Annotated in this window: 10 protein-coding genes and 2 rRNA genes; 8 read left to right on the top strand and 4 right to left on the bottom strand. The window is 39.3% G+C overall.

From position 1 onward, the window contains the following. The 3 genes from J582_RS0104995 to J582_RS19430 all read left to right on the top strand — a co-directional run. Window positions 1-259: ribosomal RNA gene (locus tag J582_RS0104995) — 23S ribosomal RNA — on the top strand; the annotation flags it as partial. A 179-nt stretch (window positions 260-438) separates the two neighbouring features. Then, a 5S ribosomal RNA gene (gene rrf, locus J582_RS19435) occupies window positions 439-553 on the top strand. A gap of 107 nt (window positions 554-660) precedes the next feature. Beyond that, a complete protein-coding gene (locus J582_RS19430) occupies window positions 661-1,074 on the top strand; it encodes an SRPBCC family protein (RefSeq protein ID WP_004885088.1) in 414 nt (137 codons plus the stop codon). A 28-nt stretch (window positions 1,075-1,102) separates the two neighbouring features. Here the strand turns inward: J582_RS19430 and J582_RS19425 are convergent, their stop codons facing one another. Continuing rightward, window positions 1,103-1,795 (bottom strand): TIGR04219 family outer membrane beta-barrel protein, encoded by a 693-nt coding sequence (locus J582_RS19425; RefSeq protein WP_032048430.1) that lies wholly within the window; start codon window positions 1,793-1,795, stop codon window positions 1,103-1,105. A gap of 628 nt (window positions 1,796-2,423) precedes the next feature. Between J582_RS19425 and J582_RS19420 the strand changes: the two genes are divergently transcribed. Further along, window positions 2,424-3,902: a sodium-dependent transporter gene (locus tag J582_RS19420; RefSeq protein ID WP_002053942.1), complete on the top strand. Its 1,479-nt coding sequence runs from the start codon at window positions 2,424-2,426 to the stop codon at window positions 3,900-3,902. Between the two features lie 12 nt (window positions 3,903-3,914). After that, the gene (locus tag J582_RS19415) at window positions 3,915-4,058 is read left to right on the top strand and encodes a methionine/alanine import family NSS transporter small subunit (protein ID WP_002053803.1); all 144 of its coding nucleotides are present in this window, start codon (window positions 3,915-3,917) and stop codon (window positions 4,056-4,058) included. Between the two features lie 42 nt (window positions 4,059-4,100). Here J582_RS19415 and rsmB read toward each other — a convergent pair whose 3' ends face one another. Together rsmB and fmt are read right to left on the bottom strand one after the other, a co-directional pair. Continuing rightward, on the bottom strand, window positions 4,101-5,405 hold the full coding sequence (rsmB, locus tag J582_RS19410) for a 16S rRNA (cytosine(967)-C(5))-methyltransferase RsmB (RefSeq protein ID WP_031996670.1): 1,305 nt from the start codon (window positions 5,403-5,405) through the stop codon (window positions 4,101-4,103). Beyond that, the gene (fmt, locus tag J582_RS19405; RefSeq protein ID WP_004711293.1) at window positions 5,402-6,364 is read right to left on the bottom strand and encodes a methionyl-tRNA formyltransferase; all 963 of its coding nucleotides are present in this window, start codon (window positions 6,362-6,364) and stop codon (window positions 5,402-5,404) included. The genes rsmB and fmt overlap by 4 nt, the downstream gene beginning before the upstream one ends. Window positions 6,365-6,712: 348 nt before the next feature. Between fmt and ilvD the strand changes: the two genes are divergently transcribed. From ilvD to J582_RS19390, 3 genes are all read left to right on the top strand, one after another. Further along, entirely contained in the window at window positions 6,713-8,542 is a 1,830-nt protein-coding gene (ilvD, locus tag J582_RS19400) for a dihydroxy-acid dehydratase (RefSeq protein WP_004711295.1), read from the top strand. A gap of 313 nt (window positions 8,543-8,855) precedes the next feature. Further along, window positions 8,856-10,145 carry a hypothetical protein gene (locus tag J582_RS19395; protein WP_032048428.1) on the top strand — a complete coding sequence of 430 codons (1,290 nt, stop codon included), beginning with the start codon at window positions 8,856-8,858 and terminating at the stop codon, window positions 10,143-10,145. 78 nt (window positions 10,146-10,223) lie between these two features. After that, window positions 10,224-10,955 carry a sulfite exporter TauE/SafE family protein gene (locus J582_RS19390; RefSeq protein ID WP_032048427.1) on the top strand — a complete coding sequence of 244 codons (732 nt, stop codon included), beginning with the start codon at window positions 10,224-10,226 and terminating at the stop codon, window positions 10,953-10,955. Window positions 10,956-10,964: 9 nt separating this feature from the next. On the opposite strand, the gene J582_RS19385 is transcribed toward J582_RS19390, so the two are convergent. Then, window positions 10,965-11,855 carry a LysR family transcriptional regulator gene (locus J582_RS19385; protein WP_022576129.1) on the bottom strand — a complete coding sequence of 297 codons (891 nt, stop codon included), beginning with the start codon at window positions 11,853-11,855 and terminating at the stop codon, window positions 10,965-10,967. Window positions 11,856-11,925: the final 70 nt, after the last annotated feature.

Genomic DNA, 11,925 nt, shown 5'->3' with positions numbered 1-11,925 from the left:
TCTGCTCCTAGTACGAGAGGACCAGAGTGGACGAACCTCTGGTGTACCGGTTGTGACGCCAGTCGCATCGCCGGGTAGCTATGTTCGGAAGGGATAACCGCTGAAAGCATCTAAGCGGGAAGCCTACCTCAAGATAAGATTTCCCTAGGAATTTATTCCTCTAAAGAGCCGTTCGAGACTAGGACGTTGATAGGTTGGATGTGGAAGCATAGTGATATGTGAAGCTGACCAATACTAATTGCTCGTGAGGCTTGACTATACAACACCCAAGCAGTTGTATATAAAGCATCAATCGATTCATAAATCTACAAAGCAACTTGATTTAGTTATTCCACTAGATAAAATGAACACAGTCAGATTCAATCAGCCCAATCTGTAAAGATTTGGAAAACGCTTTGGCAGTCAATAAGACCAAAGCAAGTATCCATAAACAGTTGTGCTGGCGACCATAGCAAGAGTGAACCACCTGATCCCTTCCCGAACTCAGAAGTGAAACCTCTTAGCGCTGATGGTAGTGTGGGGTTACCCATGTGAGAGTAAGTCATCGCCAGCTCATTATTCTAAACACCCCAATCTCAAAAGAGATTGGGGTGTTTTTTTATTTGTCATATGATTACTTCAAGAATAATATAAATTCGATAAAATATGGAAAAATACAAAATGATGAAGGCAATTGAGTTATCTCAATATATTCCATATCCACCTAAGAAAGTATGGGAAGCATTGACCACACCTGAACTCATTCAACAATGGTGGGTTAAAGGAGATATTCAGCCTAAAGCTGGTCATCAATTTACTTTAGATATGGGTAGTTTTGGAGTACAACATTGCCTAGTTAAGGTGGCTGATAAAGAAATTTTATTTGAATATGACTTTGCAATTGGTGTACTTGATACAACTCTAAGATGGCAATTAATTCCTCAAGGAGAGGGCACACTTTTGCAGCTTAAACATTCGGGATTTAATGAGAATTCTTCTGTGGGACAACAAGCTTTTATGGGTATGAGAAAAGGTTGGCCACAAATTTTAAGTCGAATTGAGACGGTAATTTCTAATTATAAAAAAATAGGGTGAAAGGATATTTCTCTCACCCTCATTGAGTCTAAAAATGTGCTTCTAAGCCAACATAAGGGCCTTTAAACTCAAATTTAAGGTCATTGTTATCATAATCATCTAAGTCAATATTAAGTACGCGATAGCCTGCTTTAAAGCCTAAATCGACTACTAAATTATCGACAAATTTATACTTTACTTCTGCCAATGCATCTGTGATTTTTGCATCATTAAAGTTTGTATAAGTTGCTTCACCTTTAGCACTTAAACCTGTGAATGGAAGTTTTACTTCTCCCGACAAATAAGCAATAGGATATGTTTTATCAATATCTACACGTTTACCTGTATAGGCGGTGATATCACCATTTAATACGGTTGCACCCAGACCCGCATCCACACTCACAATATTATCTAGTAATTCATAATAAAGAATAAAATCACTATGATCTAAATTAATCTTATAGTTAGCTTGACCTAAGGTCTCTGATTTAGTTTGAGTATCTAGATTAACGTAACGAATTTTTGCATTTGGAATAAATGGGATTGGGTGCTCGAATGCTAATGAAAGTTGTGCACTGCCTTTTCGATCTAAGTCTTGGTCTTCTGGCAATTGTGTAGACATGTTTGCTTTACCATCGTAAAACCAATAGCCCACGTCCCCTTTAACTCCTATAAAATCCGCTTGAGCAAATCCGCTAAGACTCATCCCGAGTGTCAAAAAAGACATTTTTAATATCTTCATCATCATATCCTAAGAAAAGAAATCTTTGAGCGCATGATATAGACATCTGAGAAGTTATGCATTGATGAAAAATGGTGAATATAAAACTTTTAGAATTATAATTATTTTTATTAATTTATGTTTTTGATTTTATTATTAAAATATAGATTTTAAGTGGAGCTTGTTAGGAAAAATTTTAGTATAAATTTTGTGTAATACATCGGTAAGATTCTGTGATTTTACTCATCTAAAATTGGTTGATATATCTACTTTATAAAGTAGAAAATAATTTAAATGGTAGAAAATATCATTGCTTATATTCTCTAATAATATGTTTTAGAATATGAATATTAGCTAAAAAATAACCAATCTAAATCAAAATCTCTAAAAAACGTAAAATTTCAGACGGAAATTACAGTAAAAATAAATAAAAACGGGTATTGTTCAACTATATAGGGGCAAAAAATGGACAAAAATCTTTAAGGAAGAATTTTCTATTTTTGCTTGTTTGACATGAAAATAAAAATACTCAAAAGGTGCCTTTTATTCTCTATCAAACACAAAAGTATTCTTTGGTTCTTTTTTTGCGTGCGGAATAACAATCAACAAAAGCAGTAAAAATAAGTAATCTTTTAACATTAGGTGTTCTATGACAGATTCTCGTGAAAACTGGACGTCACGATCTGGTTTTATTATCGCAGCCGTTGGTTCGGCTGTTGGTTTAGGTAATATTTGGCGTTTCCCCTACGTTGCTTATGAAAATGGTGGTGGTGCGTTCCTTATTCCTTACTTACTTGCACTTATTACGGCAGGTTTACCATTACTATTTTTAGATTATGCAGTAGGCCATCGTAGTACAGGATCGCCTCCTAAAGCGTATAGAGCTTTGTTTAAAGGCGGAGAAACTCTAGGATGGTGGCAGGTTTGCGTCTGTATCATTATTGGTTTGTATTACGCAAGTGTTCTGACTTGGGCTGGTAGCTACATTTATTTTTCTATTGGCCAAATGTGGGGAAGTGACCCGGAAGGCTTCTTCTTCAATACCTACTTACAAACCACAAAAGCGACTGGCTTTGATTTGCAGTTTGTAGGCCATTTATTCTGGCCAATTGTTGGAATTTGGGCACTGACTTTAATCATTTTATATGGTGGAGTGAAAAAAGGTGTTGAATTATCTAATAAGATTTTTATGCCTTTATTATTCATCTTATTTACGATTTTAGTGATTCAGTCATTACGTTTACCGGGTGCAGTACAAGGTTTAAATGCTTTCTTTACTCCAAACTGGTCTGCCATGATGGACTATAAAGTTTGGTTAGCGGCCTATGGTCATACGTTCTTCTCACTCTCTGTTGGTTTCGGGATTATGGTGACCTATGCATCTTACTTAAAACCAAAAACCAATTTAACTGGCTCAGGTCTTATCGTTGGATTTGCGAATGCATCGACAGAGATTTTAGCGGGTATCGGTATTTTTGCAGCGCTTGGCTTTATGGCACATGCTGCAGGTACTGAAGTTAAAGATGTGGTGAGTGGTGGTATTGGTCTCGCATTTATTGCTTTCCCTAAAATTATTTCAAGTTTAGGGTCCGGTGCTGATCTATTCGGCCTTTTATTCTTCTCTTCATTATTTGTAGCTGGTATTTCTTCAATGGTTAGTATTTTGGAAGTACCTATTGCAGCGATGCAAGATAAGTTGAAGTGGAGTCGTAAGAAAGCGGTAACCATTATTGGTGGCGGTAGTGCTCTAGTCTCAATTATTTTATTCTCAAGTGTAAATGCAATTAAGCTCGTTGATATTGTCGACCATTTTATCAATAACATTGGCATTATTGGGGGGGCATTGATATCAATTATTAGCGTAGCTTGGTTTAAGCGCTCAGCTCTTAGAGAGCTTCGTGATCATGTCAATCGTATCTCAACCATTCAATTGGGTAAGGGATGGGATTTCACCTTAACCGTGATTACTACTTTTATCCTATTAACAACACTCACTATGACTGTTTTTAATTTGATCAAAAATGGCTATGATACTTATAGTATGAGCTTACAAGGTGTATTTGGCTGGGGCAGTGTGATTTTCTGTGCAGTCGTTGCTATCGTGTTAAGTAAAATGAAAGATCGCTAGGAGGATAAATTAATGAATACTTCGGCAATCGTGATGATGATAATTTCAATGGTATTTGTATGGGGTGGACTAGCTTTATCCATCTTACATTTATCAAGACATCCTGAAGAGTTAGATGAAGTCTTAGAAGAAGTCAAAGACCAGCACACTCTTTAATACTGATCTAGTAAAAAAGCAGGCTTTTAAGCCTGCTTTTTTTTATGCAATTTTTTGAATTTTACAATAATAAAATCCATCACCAGATTGTGCTTCTGGCAACAGTTGTCTGCCATGAGCTTGTTCAATTCCCCAATCTGCTTCAATTTTTACTTCTTTTGCATCGGTATGCTTTGCAAAGAAGCTAATCATCTGCTGTTCATTTTCAGCTTTTAAAATTGAACAGGTGATGTAAAGCAGGGTGCCTCCAACTTTAAGTTGCTGCCACATATGCTCTAAGATCTGCTTTTGTAGCTCAATGGTTTGGGCTATGTCACTAGATTGGCGCAATAGACGTATGTCAGGATGACGTCGAATTACACCTGTCGCAGAACAAGGTGCATCGAGCACGATACAATCTACAGGTTGGGCTGGAGTCCACTTGGTTGCATCTGCTGCCAGAATTTCAGTATGGCTTTGATCTAGTGCTAGTCGGTTTAGGTTTTCAGTTACACGGACTAAACGACTTGGATCCTGATCAATGGCGATTAACTGGGCTGGTTTAAATTTTTCAAGCAAATGAGCCGTTTTTCCACCTGGAGCCGCACACGCATCAATAACTGTTTTATTGTTTAAATCAGGCAATAAGGTTGCACATAGCTGTGCATGTTCATCTTGTACAGAAAACCAGCCCTGTTCAAAACCCGGTAACTGTGTAATTTGTACAGATTGTTCAAGAATAATACCCGCGCCAGATAGAGTACACGCACGTGCCTGAATATCTAAACTTTGTAGTTTTGCTAAATAAGCATCGCGACCAATATGGCGTTGGTTTACTCGTAAAGTTAAAGGTGCGGTTTGCTTTAACGATTGGCAGAGAGCTTCTGTTTGTTCTCCCCAATCCTTTTTTAAACGCTTAAAAAGCCAACTTGGTAAGCCATGGGCTTGCTGTAAACCTTGTTGAAAGTCCTCAGTTTCGCGAGTTGCTCGGCGCAAAATTGCATTCACAATACCGCTGAGTGCAGGGAAACCAAGTTGTTTAGTCGCATCTACTGTTTCTGAGATGGCAGCGTGCGCTGCAATACGCGTGCATAAAACTTGATAAAGACCAACGTATAGACAGGTTTCTACTGTCTCATTGTTTAAAGGTTTGCTGAGCAAAGGCAGACTAATTGACTTAAGTGCGAACCATTGGCGTAAAGTACCTAGAACAAGTTCATGAAATAACGCACGATCACGCTCTGCGACTTGATTCAGCTGTGTATTTAAAATACTAGCCAATGATTGGCCCTGCTGAACTTTGAGTAACGTTTGGACGACTTGAGTGCGCAGGTTAAAACGTGATGAGTTTGAAGTAACCTGACTCATGGCAGAATCTGTCCTACATGAAGTTTTTGAGTTTGTGCAATTTGTTGAGCATTTAATGCTTTACCACCTGGCCACTGTACACTCGTTAGACAAATAAATGTATTTTCACCACAAGCAACATGTACGCCTTGTTTATCAATTGCAATAATTTCACCAGCTTGAGCATGTGCTTTGCTTTGGCTAGAAACTAGAGAATTCCAAACACGCAGTGCATTATTTTCATCAAGTTGAACAAAAGCGACTGGCCAAGGGTTGAATGCACGGATATTGCGGTCTACTTGAACTGCATTTATAGACCAATCAATACGAGCTTCTGACTTTACGAGTTTATGAGCATAGACCGTTAAGCTTTCGTCTTGGACTTCGCGTTCTGCCAAATATTTTTGCAGAGTTTCTTCTGACTCGAGTACAGCACAAATTGCTGTTGCTCCTTGTGCTGCCAACTTGTCATGTAAAGTCGCAGAAGTATCTTCGGAAGTGATTGGGCAATAGGTTTTATACATCATATCGCCTGTATCTAAACCTGCCGCCATTTGCATGATGGTAATGCCGGTTTCTTCATCACCTGTTGCAATCGCGCGTTGAATTGGCGCTGCACCACGCCAACGTGGTAATAGCGAGCCGTGAATATTTAAACAGCCATATTTAGGTGTATCGAGCACAGCTTGTGGAAGAATTAAACCATATGCTGCAACCACCATGACATCAGCGCCTAAAGCAGCAAGTTCTTGTTGAGCTGCCAAGCCTTCTTCAGTTGAAGCTTTGAAGTGAAGCGGTTGATAAACAGGAATATTATGTTCCAGTGCAAGCTGTTTTACAGGAGACGGTGTTAGTTTTTGTCCACGGCCTGCTTTACGGTCTGGTTGAGTATAAACCGCGATAATTTCATGGGAAGTTTTTAATAAAGCCGCCAATGCTGTTGCAGCAAATTCGGGGGTGCCAGCAAAAATAATTTTCACAAATGCAATCCAAAAAGAGTTTATGGGTAGTATACGTGAAAAACGTTTGAAGCCCTAAACTCATGGCGATTGAGCGTTTTAGTTTTTAAATAGTGAACAAAAAATTATTGAAAAAATTTTATTGATAAAAAAAGGTTATGAAAAAATAAAAAATTATTCATGTAAGTTTTGCTAAATATTGACTGAGTATTATCGTTCTTGGCTTTCCCTATATTATTTGCTTCTATAGAATGGAGAATGATCAAATTATGATGATGAGTCAATATTCCGACTGATCTAACGCTATATCAGTATCATTCAGCCAGAGTGGAAGTCATTTCACTCAAGCACAACTTGTTGGAAATACAAATGCCTGACTATCGTTCAAAAACATCGACACACGGAAGAAATATGGCTGGCGCACGTGGCTTATGGCGTGCAACAGGAATGAAAGATGAAGATTTCGGCAAACCAATTATTGCAGTGGTCAATTCATTTACTCAATTTGTTCCGGGCCATGTCCATCTAAAAGATTTAGGGCAGCTTGTCGCAGCAGAAATTCAGGCAGCAGGTGGTGTTGCTAAAGAGTTCAATACAATTGCGGTGGATGATGGTATCGCGATGGGGCATGACGGCATGCTTTATTCATTACCATCACGTGATTTAATTGCGGATTCAGTTGAATATATGGTAAATGCTCATTGCGCCGATGCGATGGTATGTATTTCGAACTGTGACAAAATTACTCCGGGAATGTTGATGGCCGCTATGCGCCTGAATATTCCTGTGGTGTTTGTGTCTGGCGGACCAATGGAAGCAGGTAAGGTTAAATTCCGTGGTGATGAAAAGGCCATTGACCTTGTAGATGCGATGGTTGTTGCTGCTGATGATAGTTACACCGACGAAGAAGTTGCAGAGTTTGAACGTTCAGCATGTCCAACTTGTGGTTCATGTTCAGGTATGTTTACTGCAAACTCAATGAACTGTTTAACCGAAGCTTTAGGTTTATCTTTACCGGGCAATGGTTCTATCGTTGCAACGCATGCAAACCGTAAAAAATTATTCTTAAAAGCAGGTCAGCTTATTGTTGAATTGGCTAAGCGCTATTACGAACAAGAAGATGCAAGTATTTTGCCTCGTTCAATTGCCACTAAAGCTGCCTTTAAAAATGCGATGACACTTGATATTGCAATGGGCGGTTCAACCAATACAGTTCTCCACTTGTTAGCTGCGGCAAATGAAGCTGAAGTTGATTTTACAATGGACGACATTGATGAGTTGTCACGTCGAGTACCAGTGCTTTCAAAAGTAGCGCCAGCAAAACAAGACGTACATATGGAAGATGTACATCGTGCAGGCGGTATCATGGCCATTTTAGGCGAGCTTGATCGTGCTAATTTACTGGATGTATCTGTACCGACAGTACATGAAAAAACTTTAAAAGATGCGTTAGATAAGTGGGACATTATCCGTACTGAAAATGCAGAGGTTTATGAGTTCTATCGTTCATCTCCGGGCGGTGTTCCAACTCAGGTTGCATTCTCACAAAACCGTTACTACTCAACTTTAGATGGCGACCGTGAAAAGGGCGTAATTCGTAATGCAGAACATGCATTCTCTAAAGATGGTGGTTTAGCTGTTTTATACGGCAACATTGCACTTGATGGTTGTATCGTAAAAACTGCGGGGGTAGATGAATCTATTTTAAAATTCACTGGTACAGCACGCGTTTTTGAGAGCCAAGATGCAGCTGTAGAAGCAATTTTAGGCAATGAGATTAAAGCTGGCGATGTTGTTGTTATTCGCTACGAAGGTCCACGTGGTGGTCCGGGCATGCAAGAAATGCTTTACCCAACCAGCTATCTTAAATCTAAAGGTTTAGGAAAAGACTGTGCCTTGGTTACAGATGGTCGTTTCTCTGGTGGTTCATCAGGTCTTTCAATTGGTCACGTTTCGCCAGAAGCTGCTGAAGGTGGTGCAATTGGTTTAGTTGAAGATGGCGATACCATCGAAATTGATATTCCAAACCGTACCATTCACTTGAATATTGATGATGCGACTATGGCGCACCGTCGTACAGTTCAAGAAGCGAAAGGCTGGCATCCGAAAGAAGAACGTAAACGTAAAGTATCAAAAGCGTTAAAAGTTTATGCAATGCATACCACAAGTGCGGCAAAAGGAGCTGTACGCGTTCTATAAAATATTCAATTTTAATAATTGAATAGGAAACATGCACCCATTAACACGATGAATTGATATCATGTTAGGGGTGCATTTTTTATGTCTGGTAAAAAAAATCCGCTTGTAGAAAAAGGTGTTTTCAGATCATTCTATGGGTTTGCCATAAAATGGTGATAAAATCTTCACCTACGCAGAAACTCGCGAAATAACATGACATATTTTCTGCGCGAACTTAGGTAGTCATTTTTCCATCTCGACTACTGTTTCACCTTGCACTATGATCAAAATAACTTTTGATCTCGCTTAGGATTTATTTTTAGAGGCACTACTCATGTCACTGCTACGCCGTTGGTTTGACCCTATCCGATCGAGCTGGTTTTACCAAAAACCTTCTCGTCAAGCGGTGTTACCCACGGAAAATGGTTTAAGTATTTATTTACGACTTGATGATGTGTATAGCTATCTGGCTGTTCAGCAATTGTCTCAGCTAGATGAAATTTTAAGTGATGAGCTTAAACCTTTAAAAATTATTATTTCTCATACATCTTCTGAACCTCCGAACAGCATGACGCAAGAGGAGTGGCAGCATTATTGTTTAAATGATGCCAAGATTTTAGCAAATCAGCATCGTTTTGCTTTTGATGAGTTCCCAGAAATCCCAAGCCAAGAAGCTTTAAAACAAGCCGCTGTCATACTAAAAAGAACCCCATTACAAGGTCAGAACTTCTTCCATTTACTTGAAGATATCTTTCACATGCTTTGGCAACAGCAATATGGAAAGTTACGTACTTTACATGCCATGGCGGTGAAGCATCAGATACCACAGCATTTTCCAGAACGTATTTTTACAGATGAACCTGTACAGGCAGCGTACTTTGAATTTGGTGGACGTAAATATCACGCAGTGGATGATTTATTACGTCTAACTCGTCGTTTAAAACAACAAAAGTTACTGACAGGTATTCCAATTTTTTTAATTAATCATATCGAATGGCGTGAACATTTGATTAATGATGCCGAAGCACTCAATGAAATTCAGGCTCTTCATCCTGAGCTTGATGTATTTATTGCTTTAGAAGACCCGATGAGCTGGTTGCTGCTTGCTTATATTAAAGAAGAGCTTGCTGACTATTATGATATTCAACTAAAAGTTTATCCTTTGAGTTATCGGGGCCGAGACTGGTTTGACTGGAGCTTGGCAACACGTGTGTCTAAACGTACAGAGGTTGCTTTTACACCTTTTTGCCGTCCTACAGAAGAAAGTACACTTGAGATGGCAAAACTTTTCTATAGTGTGCCGGAAAATCAGCAACTTGATACAATTTTTACTATTTTGCAGGCCGTTTGGACTAAAGGAAAAGATCCATCTTTCCAGAAGCATTTCCAACAGTTACAGCAACAACTTGGCATTGAGCATTTAACCGAACAGGATGTACCGTCTGTTTTGGAGCAGAATGATGCACTTTGCAAAGACAAGCATCAGCCTGATTTGCCGGTTTTAGAGTTGCGTATTGATGGGCAATGTTATGTATTTAATAGCTTGTACCGAGTTTGGATGATTGAAAGTATTTTTAGTAATGTTTTAGAAGAAAAATACAAAACGGCCTCAACCTCTAATTGAGGCCTACTCCTAAAAACAAGAATAGGGCAAAACCTGTTTTTTCCGTAGCATAACCATGTAGGGAATCGGAGATAAACAGTGACTTTTTTAGCAATTATTATGATGGTGTTTGCCTTTGCTGGCATGATTAAAGGCATGATTGGCCTAGGTTTGCCCGCAGTATCAATGGGTTTACTCACCATCGCAATGAGCCCTTTTCAGGCTGCATCTCTTTTAATTGTTCCTTCAATGGTCACCAATGTTTGGCAGCTTTTTGCTGAGGGGCATGTTTGGGCTTTTATTCGCCGTTTCTGGACCTTACTCATAGGTATTGTGGTGGGCTCAATATGGAGCTTTCTACCCACTTTAAGTCAAAGCCATGGGCACAGTAGTGAGATTTTATTAGGCTGTATGTTGGCCTTATATGGCCTTTATGGACTGTGTGTCAAAAAACTTCCACACTTAGGGAAACATGAGCGTTGGTTATCGCCGATTATTGGATATATTGGTGGGGCAGTCACCGTAGCCACAGGCGTCATTATTATCCCTATCGTGCCTTACTTGCAGTCTTTACATTTAAAACGTGACGAGCTGGTACAGGCTTTGGGACTAACATTTACCGTCTCTACCATTTGTCTAGCTGTTTTTTTACACCATAATCCGATGTCGGGAGTAACACTGGACTATCGTTTATCTTTTGCTGCGTTGTTGGCTGCGCTGATTGGAATGTGGATCGGTAAAAAAATCCGTTATCGACTCAATGAGCAGTTATTTCGCCGTATCTTTTTTATAGGATTGGTGTCGTTAGGGCTTTATATGATTTTGCACTAAACCAAATTTCTAAGGGCGATGCTCTAATAGAAAATCTGCAAATTGCTTATAACTGCTAGGCAGCTGGCTGAAATTTTGTGTTGCCAAAAGTAGTTTTCGGTTTGCCCATGCGCCGATTAATTGGATGGAGTGGAAATCATAGTCCGATTGCAAGCGCTGTGCCGCACGGGCAGGCATAATCGCAATACCCACGCCTTTGGCAACGACTTCAGCAATTGCGCTAAAGTTAGGTAAGCGCAAACGGTACTGTATATTAAAGCCTAATAATTTCGCTTGAGTTTCAATGGACTGTTGCAAAGAGTGATGAGCTTTAAGGCCAATAAAACCATAGCTTAAAGCCTCTATCAAATTTAGCTTTTGATATTGAGCTAACTCATGTGTAGCAGGACAAATCAAAACTAAAGGATCACTCGCAAATTCTTTCGTTTGCAAATGCCGGGTATCAAAAAAGCTTGAGACCAAGCCAAGGCTCGCAATTCCTTGGGTTAATGCATCTACAATTTCTGAACTTTCTGCTTCGTGCAAATCGATATTCATTTCGGGATGAAGCACTAAGTATTGCGGTAATAACGGAGGCAAATATTCGCTTTGAGCAGAAGAGTTACACCAAAGTGTTAAGGCTTGTGTTGTGGAAGACTTAAAGCGCTGCATTTCTTGTTCGAGTTGATCTTTTTGTGCTAAAAGCTGACGAGCATGTTCTACAAAAGCATGTCCCGCTGTGGTGAGTTCTACGCCTGTGGTTTGGCGAATAAATAAAGGTGTTTCAAAATACTGTTCGAGTTTTTTTATACGCTCACTCGCTGCTTGAAGTGAAATCGCAGAGCGGTCCGCACCTTTAGTTAGGCTACCAGTCGAGACAATATGAAGGACCAGCTGTAAATCAAAAAAATCAAAACGCATGATAGGAACGTATTGAAACGCAAAAATTCATCATACTAAATCGTAATGAAAAAAAGCAGCTTACGCTGCC

It is taken from the genome of Acinetobacter sp. 1566109 (assembly GCF_000582255.1).
Lineage (GTDB): Bacteria > Pseudomonadota > Gammaproteobacteria > Pseudomonadales > Moraxellaceae > Acinetobacter > Acinetobacter nosocomialis.
Note: the sequence above shows the minus strand (reverse complement) of the source record. Positions and strands in the feature narration are given on the sequence as shown.

What these genes read in the sequence shown, in the direction of transcription:
- J582_RS19430 (WP_004885088.1), top strand. Translation starts at nt 661, where the DNA reads ATGATGAAGGCAATTGAGTTATCTCAATATATTCCATATCCACCTAAG.
- J582_RS19425 (WP_032048430.1), bottom strand. Translation starts at nt 1,795, where the DNA reads ATGAAGATATTAAAAATGTCTTTTTTGACACTCGGGATGAGTCTTAGC.
- J582_RS19420 (WP_002053942.1), top strand. Translation starts at nt 2,424, where the DNA reads ATGACAGATTCTCGTGAAAACTGGACGTCACGATCTGGTTTTATTATC.
- J582_RS19415 (WP_002053803.1), top strand. Translation starts at nt 3,915, where the DNA reads ATGAATACTTCGGCAATCGTGATGATGATAATTTCAATGGTATTTGTA.
- rsmB (WP_031996670.1), bottom strand. Translation starts at nt 5,405, where the DNA reads ATGAGTCAGGTTACTTCAAACTCATCACGTTTTAACCTGCGCACTCAA.
- ilvD (WP_004711295.1), top strand. Translation starts at nt 6,713, where the DNA reads ATGCCTGACTATCGTTCAAAAACATCGACACACGGAAGAAATATGGCT.
- J582_RS19395 (WP_032048428.1), top strand. Translation starts at nt 8,856, where the DNA reads ATGTCACTGCTACGCCGTTGGTTTGACCCTATCCGATCGAGCTGGTTT.
- J582_RS19385 (WP_022576129.1), bottom strand. Translation starts at nt 11,855, where the DNA reads ATGCGTTTTGATTTTTTTGATTTACAGCTGGTCCTTCATATTGTCTCG.